Annotated in this window: 24 protein-coding genes and 2 pseudogenes; 2 read left to right on the top strand and 24 right to left on the bottom strand. The window is 28.8% G+C overall.

What is annotated here, in order from left to right; translation table 11 throughout:
- Positions 1–36 precede the first annotated feature (36 nt).
- The 8 genes and pseudogenes from B5F09_RS15400 to B5F09_RS02340 form a co-directional block, all read right to left on the bottom strand.
- Positions 37–905, bottom strand: a pseudogene (locus B5F09_RS15400) (aldo/keto reductase).
- 16 nt (positions 906–921) lie between these two features.
- Positions 922–1,761, bottom strand: coding sequence for an aldo/keto reductase (locus B5F09_RS02370; RefSeq protein ID WP_087371196.1), 840 nt, complete (start codon positions 1,759–1,761; stop codon positions 922–924).
- Positions 1,762–1,984: 223 nt separating this feature from the next.
- Positions 1,985–2,740: a protein-ADP-ribose hydrolase gene (locus B5F09_RS02365; protein WP_087371193.1), complete on the bottom strand. Its 756-nt coding sequence runs from the start codon at positions 2,738–2,740 to the stop codon at positions 1,985–1,987.
- A gap of 2 nt (positions 2,741–2,742) precedes the next feature.
- The gene (locus tag B5F09_RS02360) at positions 2,743–3,612 is read right to left on the bottom strand and encodes a Sir2 silent information regulator family NAD-dependent deacetylase (RefSeq protein WP_087371190.1); all 870 of its coding nucleotides are present in this window, start codon (positions 3,610–3,612) and stop codon (positions 2,743–2,745) included.
- Positions 3,613–3,632: 20 nt separating this feature from the next.
- Positions 3,633–4,250 (bottom strand): 4Fe-4S binding protein, encoded by a 618-nt coding sequence (locus tag B5F09_RS02355; protein WP_087371185.1) that lies wholly within the window; start codon positions 4,248–4,250, stop codon positions 3,633–3,635.
- Positions 4,251–4,277: 27 nt separating this feature from the next.
- On the bottom strand, positions 4,278–4,610 hold the full coding sequence (locus B5F09_RS02350) for an MFS transporter (RefSeq protein ID WP_343283895.1): 333 nt from the start codon (positions 4,608–4,610) through the stop codon (positions 4,278–4,280).
- A 14-nt stretch (positions 4,611–4,624) separates the two neighbouring features.
- Positions 4,625–5,410, bottom strand: coding sequence for an MFS transporter (locus B5F09_RS02345; protein WP_087371179.1), 786 nt, complete (start codon positions 5,408–5,410; stop codon positions 4,625–4,627).
- Positions 5,411–5,530: 120 nt separating this feature from the next.
- The gene (locus tag B5F09_RS02340; protein ID WP_087371177.1) at positions 5,531–5,971 is read right to left on the bottom strand and encodes an Rrf2 family transcriptional regulator; all 441 of its coding nucleotides are present in this window, start codon (positions 5,969–5,971) and stop codon (positions 5,531–5,533) included.
- Between the two features lie 209 nt (positions 5,972–6,180).
- Between B5F09_RS02340 and B5F09_RS02335 the strand changes: the two genes are divergently transcribed.
- Positions 6,181–6,756 (top strand): nitroreductase family protein, encoded by a 576-nt coding sequence (locus B5F09_RS02335; protein WP_087371174.1) that lies wholly within the window; start codon positions 6,181–6,183, stop codon positions 6,754–6,756.
- A 12-nt stretch (positions 6,757–6,768) separates the two neighbouring features.
- Complete coding sequence (locus B5F09_RS02330; protein ID WP_204215177.1) at positions 6,769–7,677, top strand: Sir2 silent information regulator family NAD-dependent deacetylase; 909 nt, start codon at positions 6,769–6,771, stop codon at positions 7,675–7,677.
- Between the two features lie 84 nt (positions 7,678–7,761).
- On the opposite strand, the gene B5F09_RS02325 is transcribed toward B5F09_RS02330, so the two are convergent.
- The 16 genes and pseudogenes from B5F09_RS02325 to B5F09_RS02255 all read right to left on the bottom strand — a co-directional run bounded on the left by B5F09_RS02325 (position 7,762) and on the right by B5F09_RS02255 (position 18,465).
- Positions 7,762–8,433: a YoaK family protein gene (locus tag B5F09_RS02325; protein ID WP_087371171.1), complete on the bottom strand. Its 672-nt coding sequence runs from the start codon at positions 8,431–8,433 to the stop codon at positions 7,762–7,764.
- Positions 8,434–8,548: 115 nt separating this feature from the next.
- Positions 8,549–9,322, bottom strand: a complete 774-nt coding sequence (locus tag B5F09_RS02320; RefSeq protein ID WP_087371168.1) for a MurR/RpiR family transcriptional regulator — start codon at positions 9,320–9,322, stop codon at positions 8,549–8,551.
- A 17-nt stretch (positions 9,323–9,339) separates the two neighbouring features.
- Complete coding sequence (locus B5F09_RS02315; RefSeq protein ID WP_087371166.1) at positions 9,340–9,891, bottom strand: DJ-1 family glyoxalase III; 552 nt, start codon at positions 9,889–9,891, stop codon at positions 9,340–9,342.
- Position 9,892: 1 nt separating this feature from the next.
- Positions 9,893–10,453 (bottom strand): DJ-1 family glyoxalase III, encoded by a 561-nt coding sequence (locus B5F09_RS02310; protein ID WP_087371162.1) that lies wholly within the window; start codon positions 10,451–10,453, stop codon positions 9,893–9,895.
- Positions 10,454–10,627: 174 nt separating this feature from the next.
- Complete coding sequence (locus B5F09_RS02305) at positions 10,628–10,843, bottom strand: hypothetical protein (protein ID WP_087371160.1); 216 nt, start codon at positions 10,841–10,843, stop codon at positions 10,628–10,630.
- Positions 10,844–10,875: 32 nt separating this feature from the next.
- Positions 10,876–11,415 (bottom strand): hypothetical protein, encoded by a 540-nt coding sequence (locus tag B5F09_RS02300; RefSeq protein ID WP_087371156.1) that lies wholly within the window; start codon positions 11,413–11,415, stop codon positions 10,876–10,878.
- A complete protein-coding gene (locus tag B5F09_RS02295) occupies positions 11,378–11,965 on the bottom strand; it encodes a response regulator transcription factor (RefSeq protein ID WP_239404213.1) in 588 nt (195 codons plus the stop codon). Before B5F09_RS02295 ends, B5F09_RS02300 begins: the two co-directional genes overlap by 38 nt.
- On the bottom strand, positions 11,952–12,140 hold the full coding sequence (locus tag B5F09_RS15110; RefSeq protein ID WP_239404212.1) for a response regulator transcription factor: 189 nt from the start codon (positions 12,138–12,140) through the stop codon (positions 11,952–11,954). Before B5F09_RS15110 ends, B5F09_RS02295 begins: the two co-directional genes overlap by 14 nt.
- A 262-nt stretch (positions 12,141–12,402) precedes the next feature.
- Positions 12,403–12,807, bottom strand: a pseudogene (locus tag B5F09_RS02290) (arsenate reductase ArsC).
- A gap of 141 nt (positions 12,808–12,948) precedes the next feature.
- Positions 12,949–14,661 carry a class I mannose-6-phosphate isomerase gene (locus B5F09_RS02285; protein WP_087371153.1) on the bottom strand — a complete coding sequence of 571 codons (1,713 nt, stop codon included), beginning with the start codon at positions 14,659–14,661 and terminating at the stop codon, positions 12,949–12,951.
- 30 nt (positions 14,662–14,691) lie between these two features.
- Positions 14,692–15,495, bottom strand: coding sequence for a Cof-type HAD-IIB family hydrolase (locus B5F09_RS02280; RefSeq protein WP_087371150.1), 804 nt, complete (start codon positions 15,493–15,495; stop codon positions 14,692–14,694).
- A 57-nt stretch (positions 15,496–15,552) separates the two neighbouring features.
- Positions 15,553–15,819: a hypothetical protein gene (locus B5F09_RS02275; RefSeq protein WP_087299735.1), complete on the bottom strand. Its 267-nt coding sequence runs from the start codon at positions 15,817–15,819 to the stop codon at positions 15,553–15,555.
- Between the two features lie 15 nt (positions 15,820–15,834).
- The gene (locus B5F09_RS02270) at positions 15,835–16,668 is read right to left on the bottom strand and encodes a PTS system mannose/fructose/sorbose family transporter subunit IID (RefSeq protein WP_087371147.1); all 834 of its coding nucleotides are present in this window, start codon (positions 16,666–16,668) and stop codon (positions 15,835–15,837) included.
- Position 16,669: 1 nt separating this feature from the next.
- Positions 16,670–17,509, bottom strand: a complete 840-nt coding sequence (locus B5F09_RS02265) for a PTS sugar transporter subunit IIC (protein WP_087299739.1) — start codon at positions 17,507–17,509, stop codon at positions 16,670–16,672.
- Between the two features lie 27 nt (positions 17,510–17,536).
- Positions 17,537–18,028, bottom strand: coding sequence for a PTS sugar transporter subunit IIB (locus B5F09_RS02260; RefSeq protein WP_087299741.1), 492 nt, complete (start codon positions 18,026–18,028; stop codon positions 17,537–17,539).
- A 14-nt stretch (positions 18,029–18,042) separates the two neighbouring features.
- Entirely contained in the window at positions 18,043–18,465 is a 423-nt protein-coding gene (locus tag B5F09_RS02255; RefSeq protein ID WP_087371144.1) for a PTS sugar transporter subunit IIA, read from the bottom strand.
- Positions 18,466–18,479 lie beyond the last annotated feature (14 nt).

The following is an 18,479-nucleotide window of genomic DNA, read 5'->3' as shown; positions in this document are numbered from 1 at the left end:
ATTTTAAATATATAAAATCAGCTTTTTAAAATACTTTTAATCATGAATTTTTCTAGATAAACACATTCTGACGAAATCTGGTTCAAAATGTTTAGCACGAGAACCACTATAACCCATATCTAATGAAGAGATTTTTTTCATTTCATCTTCATTTAATTGAAAATCAAAAACATCGATATTTTCTTTAATTCTTTCTAAATGTGTTGATTTAGGAATTACTACAACTCCTCTTTGAATGTTCCAGCGTAATAAAACCTGTCCAACTGACTTATTATACTTTTCAGCGATTTCTATAAGCATTTTATCTTCAAATGGATTATAACGTCCACCACCAAGTGGTGCCCAGGCTTCAGGAATAACATCATAATATTTCATAGTTTCTAAAGCTTATTCTTGAGTGAAATATGGATGTAATTCAACCTGATTTACCATTGGTTTAATATCGACAGTTTCACAAAAGTTAGTTAAAATATTAGGATAAAAATTTGATACTCCAATAGCTTTTAATTTTCCTTCTCGATAGGCATCTTCAAAAGCACGCCATGCAGAAAAATAATCACCTAATGCTTGATGTAATAAATATAAATCAATATATTCTAATCCACTTTTTTCAATTGATGCATCGATTCCTTTTTTAGCTGCATCATAATCTTTCATATCTTGAACCCATAATTTAGAAGTAATAAATAAATCTTCTCGTTTACAAATACCTTCATCAATAGCTTGTTTAACAGCTTTTCCAACAGCATCTTCATTAGTATATGAAGCAGCTGTATCAATTAAACGATACCCTGCTTTAATAGCTTGATATACAGATTCTTGACATTTTTTTTATCTGGAACTCTAAAAACTCCAAATCCTAATATTGGCATTTTAATACCATTACTTAATGTTACATATTCCATTACACTCACTTCATTATTATTCTTCAAAATTACATTTTGTAGTTGCTAATTTTTGTAATGATTCTTTAGTAACTTGGTAAAATGGCTGATGTTTATTAACAGTAGCAATTAAAGCCATTTCTTCATCAGTTAAAGTAAAATCAAAAATTTCAGCGTTTTCTTTAATATGATCTGTTGATTTGCTACCTGGAACTAATCCAAATCCCATTTGGGTATGCCATCTTAAAATTACTTGTACTGTTGTTTTTTGATATTTATTAGCTAAATTTACAAAAACTTCATCATTCAACATTTCATTATTACCATGTCCTAAAGGGAACCATGATTGTAAAGCAATATTATGCTCATCACAAAATTCTTTTACAGCTTCTGCTGGATAATAAGGATGACATTCTACTTGCATAACAGCTGGTACTACTTCACAGTTATCTAATATTTCTTGAATTTTTTCTACTGGGAAATTTGATAAACCAATCGCTTTAATTTCACCTTCTTTATATGCCTTTTCTAACATTTTATAAGCATAAATATAGTTGTTAACTGGATGATGTAAAATCATTAAATCCAAATAGTCAACATCTAATCTTTTTAAAGTGTCATCAATTGCTTGATCATTTTCATATAGTGTTGGTCCAAGTTTTGTTTCCAAGAAATAATCTTCACGAGCTTTTCCTGATTTTTTTAACCCCTTTCCAACTTCTACTTCATTGCCGTATCTATTAGCGGTATCAATAAGCTGATAACCATTATTTAATGCAAAAGCAACGTTATCAATAATTTGATCACCAAACTGATTGATTGTTCCAAAACCTAATTTAGGCATTTTCACACCATTATTTAATATAATATACTCCATTAAAATTGCCTCCTTTTTTCTTTCTTTAAATATATTTTAGTATTTATAGTTAACTTCAAGTCAACTGATTTTTTATAAAAAATATTTTAATTTCAAAATCTGAAAAAGTAAAATATCAATAATTTATAAAAGTATACCTTTGATGCATGCTGATTTAATTAATATATTTTATAGCTAAAAAGTATCACGTTAATTTGTGATACTTTTATTAATAATAATTATTTTATTGTAATAATTTATTATATATTGCATAATCTTCATCTTTAAAAACATTAAAAATTACTTTTTCTATTGAAGAATCTTTTAAAAATTCTTTAACTGTTTTAATAGCAATTTCAGCAGCTAATTCTTGAGGAAAATGGAAAACACCTGTTGAGATGCAACAAAAAGCAATTGTTTTAAGCTGATACTGACTAGCTAATCTTAAACAGCTTTCATAACATGATGCTAAAAGCTGCTCATCTTTTTTACTTACATGACCTCTAATAATTGGTCCAACGGTGTGTAAAATATAATCACACGGTAAATTATAAGCTTTAGTTATTTTAGCTTTACCGGTTGGCTCTAAAAAACCTTGTCTTTGCATCATTTGATGACAATCATTCCTTAATTGAACCCCTGCATAACTGTGAATAGCATTGTCAATACAATGATGCCCAGGAACAAAGCAACCTTCCATTTGATTATTTGCTGCATTAACAATTGCTCCAACTTTTAAACGAGTAATATCTCCTTGCCAAACAATAATATTTTCTTCTACATCATCAAATGATACAATGCCCTTATTTTTATTTTCTTCTTGTAACATTTGATCTTGAACTTTCAAAAATTCTTGTGCTATTGATTTAGCTTCGCGAATATTCACTAAAGAACGATAAAGCTGAAAAAGTTCATCATGACTCTCAGGCATTTCAATATCAACATTTCTTTCTTTACATAGATATTTGATAAGATAGACTAAACATTCATTTTGATTCATAATCATCCCTCCAGCTCTAATAATAAATCATTAATAACCTGATCAATATCACCATTGATTAAAATAGCTTGTTTCTTTATCTCATCAGGACAAAAACTTTCACCATAGTTGATACATACATATGTTGCTTTTTTATTACTATTAGTATAATTCCAAAACGGGTATTTAATAATTACTGGTGTATTTTGACCAACCCCTAATTCTAAATATATTATTTTTAAATCTCTATGTTTATTAATAAAATCATTATATCTAAATTGTCCCTGGTACCAGCCTTCATCTTGGACAAAGGTTTGATCACATCTTAAATTCATAGTCATGAAAGCACCACATTTAGGACAATATGGTATTAATGATGACGGTATTTTTAAATCTTTTTGTTGTAATAACATTTTTTCTACGATTTCTTTATTATCATATGTTTTTTGATGACAAGGCTTAGAACATTGCCATAAGCCATAATCACCTTGGCTGTAAAATAATCGTTTTTTATCAAAATCGGCTTTTTGAAACTGGTGATCTACATTAGTGGTCAATACAAAATAATCTTTATCCTTAACTAACTGTAATAGTTTTTGATAAGTATCTTTAGGGGCATCAATATAACGATTATAATAAATATGTCTTGACCAGTAAGCCCAATATTCTTCTAATGATTCATAAGGATAAAAGCCAGCTGAATACATATCTGTTAAATGATATTTATTAATAAAATCAGAAAAATATTTATTAAAACGTTCACCGGAATAAGTCAATCCAGCTGCTGATGATAAACCAGATCCAGCCCCTATAATAATTGCTTCACATTCTTTTATATGATTAGCTAGATTTTTTAATTGTTGTGAATAATTCAAATACTCATGACCAAACATTACACTTCACCTTTCTTTCATTAAACCTGGATAATTGCTTTTTGTGGACATATTTCTTTACATTTACCACAATGTAAACAGTGTTCCTGCTTAATTGTTACTGGTATTCTAGATATATCGATGCATCGTTGAGGACAAACATCATAACATTTTTGACAGCCATTACAGCTTTTAGATACAAAATAATTATTATCATGGCTTTCTTTTTGGAAAGCAAAACTCTGACGATAAATTGGTTTTTGACTTAAGTCAAAGTACTCACCAGTAAAACTATAGATTTCAAATACTTCCAATACCTCCCTAGCTTCAAGACTAGGATAAATATTTTTCATGTACTCATTATTTTCAAAGATTTCCGCTAATTTATTATGACCGATATTTCTTACCTGTCCTTGTAAAGATATCGCAACAGATGACATAGTATCTTCGCCTTTTAGTCCTGTTAATGCAATATATGGTCTATTCATTAATCTTTGATAAAATGATTTTCCCCGTGCTGTTAAAAAATACAACTTATTATCTTCTACTAACATGATATCAATAGCACATGTATATGGATTTCCTTTATCATCAACAGTAGCTATTATTGTGGTGTGAATTTCTTTTTGCAAGATGTTAAGTATCTCTTGTATTTCCATCTTAAACCTCCTTAATACCTTTTGCTTTTAATTAACTTTTTGATAAACAATTTGATCAAAAACAATCATTACGACTATCAATAAAGCAGCAACAACATAAAGAACTTGATAACCAAAGAATTGACTAACATAACCCCAAACAACTGCTCCTAATCCATATCCAATATTAAGTCCACAATAATATATTGATGTTGCAAAAGCAAACTGTGATGGATCAACAGTCTGGATAATTCGATAATTGAATATTGGAAAAAGTAATCCCGTTGACAAACCTAATGGAATCGCTAATAAAAATAGTTGAAATTCATTTTGAATGAAAGCTATTAAAGCAATGCTTACTGCCATTATTATTGATAAAATAAAACTTAATTTTTTTAATCCAAATATATTCTGTATTTTTCTTGAAAAAATCTTGAAATAAAAGTTACGATAGCCATAAGTGTAAAAAATAATCCAATATTGCCAAAATTCAATTCTTTTGTATATGAAGTTAAAAAACTATTCACTGCTCCTTGGCAAAACGTTGCTAAAAAGAATACACAAGCAATAATAACGCCATTATATGATTGATGTTCATTATTTACTTTTTGAGCCTTTGTATTACTTTTTACAAATAATGATAAACCAAGTATAACAGCTGAAATAATTAATAATACTGCAAACAATGTAAAAAAGTTAGTATATTTTTCACCTAATATTTCTAAAGCAATTGTTGGTCCAATCGCATTAGCAATAGTATTAGCAGAAAATGTAAAGCCAACCCCTTCGCTTAATCTAGAACTAGGTACATATTCATTACTAATAGCAGTGGCACAAGTTAAACTTATTCCAAAACCAAAACCATGAATCATTCTAAAAATAAGAAAAGTGACAATGTCATTAGCTAGACAATAACCTATTGAAGCGATAACCGTTAAACATAATCCAAATATCAACAATACCTTATTACTAAATTTTTCGTTTAACTTTTTAATAAATAATCTAACAAATAATGCTGATATCGTAAATACTGTTATCATATAGCCACCCATTACACTAGATGATGTTAAAACTGTTCCATAAATGGCTATAACAGAATTTAATAGGGCATATCCCATATTAACCCCAAATACTAATAATAGTGAAAATAAGTATTCTTTTGTCCACAATTTTTCTTTCATATTCGCTCCCTCTTTAATTGTAACTATTTCTATTACATCTATAATATAATCTTATTCTGTTGTAATGTCAATGGTTACAATTAATAAAATAAAAAAAGTAATCATCTAAGATTACTAATTTCAACCATTATTTTTTACATAATACCTTGTATCATTAATAACATCTTCTAATGTAATAGAGGCTAATTCATTTTCCATAGCTTTTTGAACCCTTAATAATTTATCATCTAAAATACTATGAATATTTTTACCTACTGGACAATTGGCATTAGGATTTTCATGAAAATGAAAAAGTTTACCATCTTCAAGACATTCTACTGACTGAAATATATCTAATAAAGTTATTTGATCTAATGGTTTAGCAATTGTTGTTCCACCGGTTCCTCGCAATACATTAATAAGACCACTTTTTTTAAGTGAAGAAAGTATTTTTCTAATAATTACTGGATTAACGTTAATGCTTGCGGATAAAAAATCACTTGTAATTTTTTGATCTTTTTCAAATGTATCAATACACGCAAATATATGAACTGCAATTGTAAATCGACTTGAAATTTGCATAAATAGCTCCCCTTTCTATGTATATATTATATATTTTTAAATGTAATGTCAATTATTACATTTATAGATATTAATATAAAAAATTTTTTTATTTATCCTATCTAGCATAATAGCTAAATTCTAACCAAAAAGTAACTATAGCACAAAAAAGTGCCTTCTTAACAAAATAAAAAATTCTAATTAAGATAGTTAAATTGGAGGTTATAATTATGAATCCAAATGAATTATTAGAATTAATAAAAACGCGTAGAAGCTATCGAACATTTGAAGATAAACAAATTAACGACCAGCAACTTGATATGATTTTAGAAGCTGGACTATATGCACCAAATGCCGGTGGACGACAATCGATACTATTTTTGGTAACTCAAGATAAACAAATTAATGAACAGTTAGGAAAAATCAGTCGCCAAGTTGCACACGTAGTCAAAGGTCGATACGTAAGTAAAGAACAGCCAAGTATAATAGATAACCCTGATATTAAAAGTGCCTTATATGGGGCTCCTACAGTAATTACTTTATTAGGTCCAAAAGATTTTATCTTTAGTGAAGCAGATTGTTGCGTTGCTTGTCAAAATATGATGCTAATGGCTCATGCATTGGGACTTGGAAGTTGTATGATTTCACGGGCCGCTTTAACGATGAATAGTGACTTTGGTAAAGCGCTACTAGAAAAAAAGGAAATCGATACTAAAAAATATCGTGCTTTTTATCATATTATTGTTGGTTATCAAAAAGGGAAAACTGCAATCAAAGAAAGAAAATCACGTATTTATAAATATTAAAAAGGTTTATTTATGAATAATTTTAATGAACGTATCAATAAAACAAAAGAATTAATAGCAAATAGTGATTATATTATTATCGGAGCTGGAGCCGGTTTATCAGAAGCAGCTGGTTTTCATTATGGTAGTAAACACTTTAATCAATATTTCGATGATTTTGAAAAACAATATAACATCCACGATATGTATAGTGGTACTTTTTATAATTTTAAAACTGAAGAAGAAAAATGGGCTTATTGGGCAAGGATGATTAAGTGTAATACTTATGATACAAAACCTACCCCTGTTTATCAAAAATTATTAAAACTTATTGAACATAAAAAATATTTTATAATTACTACTAATGCTGATAATCAATTTAATATTAATGGCTTTGATATGCAAAAGTATTTTGAAGTCCAGGGTAATTATATATATTTGCAGTGTAAAAATGGTTGTCATGATAAAGTATACTATAATCATCAGCTCATTGATTCTATGGTTCATCAAACAAAAAATTGTAAAATACCAGTTACGCTTGTTCCTGTTTGTCCAGTTTGTAATGGAAAAATGGATATTCATGTTCACAAAGATCAATATTTTGTTACTACAAAAACATGGTATAAACAAAATCATGATTATAACCAGTTTTTAAAAAATGCCCTTGAACATAATGTCGTCTTTTTAGAATTAGGAGTGGGGTTTAATACCCCTGGTATTATTCGTTATCCTTTTGAAAAAATAGTATATCAATATAAAAACGCTCATTTAATTCGCTTTAATAAAGATTTTCCTCAACCAATGCCTGGAAATGAAACAAACGTAATTTCTTTCGATGAAGATATTGAATATATTTTATCCTTGTTACTAAACAATGATATTACTCATCTACCTAATTGTAATATTAATGATAAACAAAATTTGTTTAATTTTGATAATTAGTTAAGATAGCTTATCGTTTTATAATTTATAAAGCTCCATTATTTAAAGATTAGATAATGGCGTAATTTTAATAATATTTTATTTTTACATACCATAATTTATTTTATCTGACATAATATAGATTGAAATAAATAATGGTATTAAAGATATTAGAATAGCTTTTTCTAATAATGCATTAGTGATCAATACTCCTATAAACGCTCCACTAATAAAAGAAATAATGATCAATAGATATTGCATCATATTTTTTAGTAGTTTGTAATCTTTACTAGCCAAAGCATTATATAAATATTCTGTCCCGCTTCTTAAATTTCCAGTACACATAGTTGATGAAAATGGTTTCCCCAAAACTTTTCGGAAACTCTCGGCCTGCATTGCACATAAAAAAGAAATAAGTATGTTTGATATAATATTTAAAATATTATTCATAGGTATAAAGCTTACAATTACAATAATCATTGCTTCAAAAAATAAAACTACCTGACGCCAATGACATTTAGAATAACTCTTATTTCTCATATACATAGCAAGTAATACTCCAATCGAAAAAGCCAATATTGGAATTGAATATCTTAGCGTTTTATAATATTCACCATTGGCTAGAGTAATTCCAACTCTAACAATATTTCCAGTTTGGGCATTAGCAAAAACTTTATCACGACAACAAAATGTATAAGCATCTAAAAAACCACCTACAATAGCTAATAAACTAGCAAGTATAAAAGATTCTGATTTTTGATTGTTTTTATTATCCATATACTTTTTACCTCCATTTCTTTTTTTAGTATAGCTAATATCTTTTATATTAGCTATTGATTTTCTAAATTAAGAAATGGTATTTAATTTTGTTTAAAATATATAAAAACACAAGTTATTTAAACTTGTGCTTTCTAGAATACTCTTGCGCAATCAAACTAGCAATAAACTGTAACTGATAAGGATGACTATTTTGATCTTGTAAAGATTTAAATGTAATTATTCGATCTAAAAAAGTTGGAAATTCACTCTTTTCACTGGAAATAAACCAGATTTTAGGTATCTTTAATTTGTTTTTTAAAGCTCTTATCTCTTGATAGTCAAAGTATGAACCGGTATAAGAAAAAATTATAATAAGATCATCTTCGTTAGCGGACATTATATATTCCATTTGCTGTTGATATGAAATATTAGTATATACCTGTTTTCCAAGCATTAATAAATCTCCTTGTAAATTAAGAGAAACTGCTCCTGCTTTCAATAATCCAAAAATCGCTACCCTTTGATATTTATAAATATCATCACATAAATCTGCTATAGCATCCATATCTATGGAAGCTTCAACCATTTCAATACTTTGTTTAACTTTTTTACTATAGTCATGTAAACGATCTTGAGGTGATTTTAAAGTAGATTGTTCTTCAAAATATAAATCTGTCGACAGTAATAATTCTTTTAATTCTGCAAAATCTCTTAAACCAATTTCTTTACAAAATCGAGAAATTGAGCTAATTGCAACACTACATTCAGATGCCATCTTTTTAATGCCAATATTTTGTAATTCATCAAGATGATCTAGTATATATGATGCAATCTGGCTATTTGTTGAATCTTTCTTTTCACTAGCAATAGTACTTAAAAATACAATTGGTAATTTATCATAGATCATCCTCTATCACTCACTTTCTATTTTCCACCAGCAAAATTATACATTAATCTTTCTTTCATTTCCGTTACATCTTTTCCAAAAACCTCAGCAATTTTAAATGCAAATGGATAAGGAGTCGCTGGTCCTTGACTTGTTACGATATTTTGATCAAAAACAACTACATCATCAACAAATCGACCACCAATTAATTTATCTTCATAACCAGTATAACCCGTTACTTTTTTTCCTTCAATGACTTTTGCTTCGGATAAAACAATTGTTCCTGAACACATAGCAGCTAAATATTTATTATTTTCATTAAAATAACGAACCATGTTAATAACATCTGGATTATTTTTTAAATTAGCTCCACCTGGTCTCCCTCCAGGTAATACTAACATATCATATTCTTTAACTTCTTCACCAAATATTTTATCGGCCTTAATATACATACCATGCATTCCTTTAACAAATTCCTTACCAAAGCTAAAGGTACTACATTCAATCCCTGCTCTTTTTAATAAATCAACTATTGTCAATGTTTCTCCTTCTTCATAACCTTCAGCCATCAATACAGCAACTTTTGCCATGTTACTCATCCTCCTTTACATTAAACGCATTGAAATAAACCATTCTTTTTTTAACCGCTAAAGAATCGCCACCTAATAAATCCACAAGCTTATATGCAAATGCATATGCAGTAGCTGGTCCTCGACTTGTTACGATATTTCCATCAATTACTACCTTATCTTCAAGATAATGACCTTGCTTAATTTTTTTATCATACCCGATATAAGCTGTATAATTTTTATCTACTAAAAGATTTGCTTTTTCCAATGCAATTGGGGCTGCACACATTGCACAAATATATTTATTTTTTTCATTCATTTCCTGAAGTATCTTCATAACCAGCTTACTATCTCTTAAATTAGCCGCTCCATCATATCCCCCAGGTAAAATAACCATATCATAATCAATAACTTCTTCACTTAATCTTTTATCACAACGTACCTGAATTTCATGTCCTCCCATTACCACATCATCAAATCCAAACATATCACATTGTAAATTAGCTCTACGAATAATATCTACGATCGTTAAAGTTTCACCTTCTTCAAATCCCGGTGCTACTAAAACCGCTGCTTTTTTCATATCTCATACCTCCTCTTTTATTTTCTACACTTATTATTTTATTTTCTTTAACTTAGTCTTCAATCGATTTCCTAAATTAAGAAATAAACTAAAATATTTTAATAATCTACTATATAATAAAAAACTAGTATAACATCACTAAATACTTAATGACATTGTACTAGCTTTCTTTATTTAACCAATTATTCTTTCTATTGTTATATTAGTTGGTCTTCCATTTATATAACCTTCTTTTAATGATAAATCAGCTATTAATTTATCTGTTATTTCTTTAATTTCTTCTTCCTTTACTAATCCAACTATTTTCATTACTTGCTTTAATGAAATATTGGTTTGTTCTAATAAATTTATTAGTATTTCATATTTTTCTTTAGCTCGTCCTTCTAACAAACCTTCTGTTTTACCAGCTTTTCTTCCTTCTATCAGCCCCTCTTTTTTCCAATTTTTCTTCCTATTGCCTGATTTTCTACTATTAATCCCTGTGCTAAGTTACACATATTTTCCACTCCTTCTTTTAGTTCATTACTCATTTTAAAACCATATTCTTTTTCCAGTATTTCCTTTATCTCTTTTGCACTTCTTCCACTCATTCCAAATAATAACATTACCGGTCTTAATAATTCATCATTCTTTTCATATTTTTGGCTTACTTCATGTTTGCTGCTTGTATAGATCGTTGCTATCTTAATCTTGTCGTATGTTCCTTTTTCTTTTAATTCTACCCCTGATAATACTTCTTCTTGGATATGATATGTCCTGATCGTTCCATCATATTTTAGCGGTGCCTGTAGCATCAGCCAGATTGAATAGCTTTTTTGCAGTTTTTGATAATTATCAACATCAATTACTGTTTTAACTTGCTTAGATATCAGTCTACTTGTATAAGCAATCCCTCTTGTTACTATCTCATAAGTATTGTAAATACTATTTTGAGCCTCGATATCTATGTATCTTACAGCCATTTTGACTGTTTTTTTCAGAAATATCTAGTTCAAAACAAACATCAAATCTTAGCAATCCTTCACCAGGAATAATTGATTCATTACTGCTTGTTTTAACTACTCGATTACCTGGATATACCGGTTCATGAGTAATATTTGATGGGATGATCTTCACAATCTCTTCAACCGTGAAATCTTTTAATTCATCAACGACATATTTTAAAATATGCGCTAATATCTGCATATCACTAAGAAGCACTTTACAGATTTCATCCATTAATTGAATTCGGGTAAAAATTTTTCCTGGATAAGATAGTAATTTATAAAGTAATTCAAACTCCTTTTTTGGCAATTCAACTACTTCATCTTTTCTTGATACCGTAAAAGAGTCATAATCTAAAACCACATCACCAATGCGAATCTTTCGTTCATCATTAATCTTAGCTCGACGAAGTAATGCTTTTATTTTTAAAATAAACTCTTCTTCATCAACTGGTTTGCTCATATAATCATCAATTCCTACTAAATATCCCATTTTACGATCAATCGTTTTTTGCTTAGCTGAAACCATTAAAATTAGGCATCATAATATCAACGATCATTAAATCAATTGCTTTTTGATCTAAACACTCTAAAGCATCTTTACCATCATTAGCCAAAACAACATTATAATTCTCGTTTTCTAATAAACTTTTCATAAATAAACGAGTATTTTTATCGTCATCTACAACCAATATCGTAATCATATTACACCACCTTTAATTTTCATTTATCTTAACATCCTATTATTAATTATAAATTTCTTCTAATAGCATTTCAACATCACCAAATATCATCAGTGTAACTTTGTTTTTTAATTACATTAACACTTGATCATTTTTCTCTATTCTTCTAAATAATATAATGTTAGTTTTTTTTACTTAAAGATTATTATCCACTTTTGATATAACTTTACTCTTTGCAAACACTTATGTTATAAAAAATGAGCTTATAATTAAAAGCTCATTTTTAGTAATTTAAACTCTTTATTCTTTTTTCTATTTCCTTGATAACTTTAATAAATTCATCATCATTTTTACCGGTTGAATCATCTAGATTCCAATTATCATCAAATTCTTTACCTATATATGGACAATCTATATTACATCCCATGCTTATTGTAATATCAACATCAAGAATATCTTGTACTAATTTACTATATTGTTCTTGTTCCATATCAATTTGATATTTTTCTTTAACAAGTCTAATGTCATCTTGATTTATTTACGGTTTTAACTTAGTACCACATGAATAAAATTCATATTTGTCATTCATAAATTTCTTTCCTAATACTTCTGCTATTTGACTACGACATGAATTATGAACACATACGATTAATTTTTTTCCATATTTGTTAACCTTTCTATTACCTATCAATATTTTGATATAGCTAACATAAAATATCAAATTGTTATTATATATTATTTTTATAATAACATTTTTTCAATCAATTATATCTTTCTTCATAAAAAAACAAGAATCTAATAAATAATTTGTACTAAATATATTTAATCATTATCTAACATATGCCTGGATAAATTTTATTGTTTCACCTTTATTATATGGTCTAATAGTGTACTCGTTTACTGCACTAGGAATAATAAATGTTTCCGCATAATGTACAATAAATGGTTCAAAAGCACCATTTGGACTTTCAATAACAGCACTGGAACCATCTACTAAATTAAGCATATGTACTCCTTTCTTTGAAGAATGATAAGTCCTTTTTTTAGTAGTAAATCTTCTTGTCTCTATAAATTCTAACTCATGCAAACCAGTTTTTTCTTCTAAATAATCATTATCCTGATGAATAATTTCAATATTATTAACCAGATTATTTTTTACCCATTGTGTAGTTCTATCCCATTGAATATTATTTTTACCATCTTCTATATGGATTGGTCTTGGAAAACCATCCAATCCTAACCGATTCCAATCCCATAGCTTAAATGTAAATATATATGGAGTAGCACTAATTTCTAAAACCATACATCCTGAAGAGGAACAATGAATTGTTCCTGCCGGTATCAAGAAATGATCATGTTTTTTAGCTGGAAAAAAATTAACATACCTATCAGCATCAAATGTTTTTTTACCTAACTGTGCTACTTTAAGGTCATCAATCATTTCCTCGGGATTAATATTTTCTTTAAGTCCAAGATATACTCCACCATGATTTTGTGCATCTAATATATAATAACTTTCATCTTGAGTATAAGTCATTCCAAAATGTGATTTGATATATTCTGTTAAAGGATGAACTTGTAAACTTAAATTTTGACCATCAATTGTATCTAAAAAATCAAAACGAATTGGAAATTCAGCTCCAAAGCGGCAATAATTTTTTATACCTAACAATTCTACTGGCTGATATAAAACCAAATCCATAGCTGGTATTTCAATTCGAACATTTCCATATCTTAAATATAAACTGTTTTCTTCAGGAACACCATCAAAACTCCAAGCATAGTTTTTTTCTTTAGGATCTAAGCCACAATGTTCTTTCATCCATTGGCCACCCCATACACCGGGATCAAAATAAGGAACAAGTCTAAATGGTTGTTTTACTATTTGTTTTAACCCACTTCTTAAAGCGTTGCCGGTTACCATTTTTAAATGACCGTATTTATTACTATCAATAAAATAGTCAACTTTTTCAAATACTTTCATTTTATATTTATCCGCTATACGCCATTCAATAAAAAATCCTCTTTTGATTTTTCGTAGTGAATCCTCATCATTATTATCCGCTTTAAAATTAGGCATTCCTTGGCGATAACGACATTGAATTTCCCATCTTGCTAAATCGCAATAAATATAAAGATCTCCATTGCTAATTAATCTAGCACCAACACCATATATTAAAATTTTCTGTTTATCTTGAAGAAATTTTTTTACTTCATTCAATTTTTCATAATCTACAAAATCTTCTAATACACCATAAAACATAACTCCACGTACTCTATCATTTGTTAAATGTGGTTGCATTAATTCGTTTATTTTTTCTTTATTATAAAAAATATCTTCACTTCTAATTAATATTTTAGGTTCATAAACATCTTGAATAAAATTTAAAACCTCATCATCTACTCCAGGATAACAATCTACAACAAGACAATTAACAGCCTGTGTTGCTGTTGATAGCTCTTTTTCCATAGCTAATAAAGTTCCAAAAACTTCTTTATCAAATCCAGCAATTTTCGTTTCTGGATATTTATCATAATTCATTTTACAATTCATCTCTTTTCTTTTATTAATTTACTTTTCAATTATTTTTAACTTCAATAATGCATGATATATCCCATCATGGTTATTGTCCAAGGTCACTCTTTTTACCTGGTCTTGAATATTTTTGGGGGCATTTTTCATTGCATACCCATATTTTACTATCTTCAACATTTCTAAATCATTATACTGATCACCAAATGCAATTGTATTATCCAATGGTATTTGCCATAACTCACATAGTTTTTTTATCGCAGTACCTTTATTAACATTTTGATCCATTATTTCTATTAAATTATTGGATGATTGAGTAATAGTACAGTTATTAAAATGTGACTGGATTTTTTCTTTTATTGATAATGTTTTTTGTGGATTACAAATACATAAAATCTTATGAATAGCAGTTAATTGAGATAATTGATCGATTGTTGTTTGTTGTGACTTTACTTTAACAATATTTTCTTCATTTTGAATTCTTGAATCATTGCAATTTTTTACTAGCCATTGATCAAAAGAATACACACACCATGATAAATCAAAATGCTCCTTTTCAAGATATTTAATAATATTTACTGCATAATTTACATTCATACTCTGAGTATAAATAATGTCTAATTTGCTATCAATTATTAATGCACCACTATATGCAATAATAGTTCCTTTAATATTATATTTTTTCAAAATTGACAAAATTCCCGAAGGACTTCTTGCAGAAACAATAACAAATGGAATTTTCTTACTTTCTAATTCAAGAATAGCTTTTCTAGTTAAAAACGTAATCTCGTGATGATCATTTAATAACGTTCCATCAACATCACTAAATACTATTTGATTCATCTTAAGTCCTCCTTAAATTTTAATGGGTTTTATTCTCAAAGAACAAAACCCATTTTTTTATTTTATATTATCTATAATTTTACAAATATTGTTGCGCCCATTTTTATATCCAAGCCCAACTAAAACACATGCAAGAATACTAACAATCATCAATACAACTCCCAGTATTTGCATGAATGGATGAATGGATGCACCAAACAGAACAAGAACTAAGGATATTGAGGAAAAAATAATAAGGTTTCTTAACCATTTTTTTAAATGGTTTAACATTTTTGTTTGATATTGTACTTCTGCAATATATGCATTTTTAAGTTTTGCATCCATATCTTCATCTCCTTTTTAATATTGTAAACCTGGATTAAAGAATCCAATTAATACACCAACAAAGGCAATAACAACCAATAATAACATTACTTTAATTGGTGACATTTTCTTTTTAGCTAATAAATACCAGCAAAGCATAATAAATGCAGCTGTTAAAAATCCTGGATAAACACTGTCTAATGTTTTTTGTAATTCTAAATATGGTTCTTTAGCACCTTGAGCTGTTAATGTAAAATTAGTAGTAACAGTAACCCATGTAGCAGCTACAGCACCAATAACAATACCACCTAACATAGTGATTGATTCTCTTAATGCTTCTCCTTGTGGTCCGACTAAAAAATCAACTGCTTTTCCACCTAATTCGTATCCTTTAAAATATAAGAATTTCATTCCAAAGTAAGCAAATAAGTTCCATACAATAATATAGAATATCGCTCCTAATGGTGATCCGCCGCTTGACATTCCTAAAGCTACCCCTAATAAAATAGGTATAACTGTTCCAACAACTAGCGAATCTCCAATTCCTGCTAATGGTCCCATTAACCCAGCACGTAACCCATTAATTGTTTCATCGTCAACATCTTCCCCATTGGCACGAGCTTCTTCTAGTCCAGCTGTCATCCCAACAATAACTGATCCAATTTGTGGTTCGGTATTAAAGAAAGCTGTATAAGTTTTCATTGCTTTTTCTTTATCTTCTTTTTTATTATATAATTCTTCAACAACAGGTAGCATTGAACACAAATATCCAAATGTTTGCATATGTTCTTGAGAAAAACATGTTAAATTCCCATAATACCAATTGTGAAATGACTTTGTAAGAGTCTTTTTTGTTAACTTTTTATCCATTTTAAATATCCTCCTCATCATCTTCATCATCTGATACTGCTACCGTTTTGTTTAGTGTCAACATTTTAATTCTGTAATTAATTAACGCAAACATTCCAGCAATAATTGTTGCAGAAACAAGATTGATACCTAAAGCAGCAGCTAGAGTAAATCCAAAGAAAAATGGAATAAAATCAATAGCTTTAGTTACAATTTGTTTTAATAAAATTGCAATTCCGACACATGGAAGTAAAGAACCAACTGTAAATAAAGTCATCATTGCAATTCCATCCATTGGTAAATAACTCTTAATTAAATCTACCATTGGTGCCCCCATTTTACACATGATTAATGTTGGGATAAAAGAACAAATAATGTGTGAGATCCAAGGTAATCCCATATTAACTAAATATAATTTTTTAAAGTTTCCGTTTTCAACAGCTTTCCATCCCATATGTTGCCAAACAAGATTGATTGTTGCAGTACCATAGAATAAAACTGTTCCTAAAGTTCCAACCATTGTACCAAAAGATGTAGCCATTGCTTGCCCATCAGCACTACCAGCATCTAAACCATAGCTCTTCAATGCAATCATTGCTAATGGAATACCAATATAACTTACTGCACGAACATCTGCTGAAACTGTTCCACCAGGTGTAACCAATGCAATATATACAACTTGCATTGCAACCCCGACTAAAATACCAGTATAAATATCCCCTAAAATAATACCACACACTAAACCACCAATTAATGGTCGTCCTAATGTATAGTTACCGATTGACGTTCCTCCTAAACCAGGCATACTTGATAAACAAGCGAATAATCCTAGCAAAGCCGCTTGAATCCAACTAATTTCCATAATTAACTTCTCCTTTTTATATTATTATTAATAACCAAATTTTCCTTTAAAATCATCCCATGTTCCTATTGATACATCAGGTAATAAAGCGAATTTGATTTTATAGCCAGCTTTTGCTATTTTTTCAAATGCATCTGCCTCTTCTTGAGTAATTGATTGATTATTTCCCAATTTAACTGCACCTTCTCTATCATTGCATGGTCCAACAATAACTGTATCAATACCACATTTAAAATTTTGATCTACTAAAATTTTACACATATCAATTGGATTTTTAGTGATTAAGAAATAACGTGTATCACTATCTAATACTTTCTGACTCTTTTTTTCAAAATCAGCTAATGTCCATACAAATGTCTTTTTTCCACTTGCTGCTTTATAAGCGGCCTTAAGAACATCATTTTTTGCTGCCTTATCGTTAACAGCAATTAACCCATCACAAGGATATTCACGAGCCCAACGTGTACATGTTTGACCATGAATCATCCGATCATCAATACGAATAAATGAAACTGACATAATTTTTTCCTCCTTTAAATATCATCGTCTTCATCATTTTCAATTTTGAATTCTTTTAAAGCTGTTTGTCCCTCATGCAAAACTTGTTGTAAAAATGTTTCTTTATCTAATGTGTCTTTCATAAGAACAGTTGTTAATGCTAATGGCAAATTCATACCACCAATAATGATGCAATGTTCATCCATATTTTTTTCATGAATAACATTCATTGCTGTAGTAAGTGGTGAACCCCCTATTAAATCACCAAGCAAAATGATTTCATCATCTTGATTGATAAAATCAATAGTCTTTTCAAAATCTTGTGCAAATTCATCAGCACTTTTTCCGTTTTCTAAACCTGAAGCTATAACATCTTCACGTTGTCCTGCCAACATCATAAGCGCATCTTTTAATCCATTTGCAAATTGACCATGACTGACCATAACTACATATCTCATTTTTTATTCCCTCC

The sequence above is a fragment of the Erysipelatoclostridium sp. An173 genome (assembly GCF_002160495.1).
Taxonomy (GTDB): Bacteria; Bacillota_I; Bacilli_A; order Erysipelotrichales; family Coprobacillaceae; genus Thomasclavelia; species Thomasclavelia merdavium.
The sequence above is the reverse complement of the archived record's forward strand: the minus strand, read 5'-3'. Positions and strand labels throughout refer to the sequence as shown.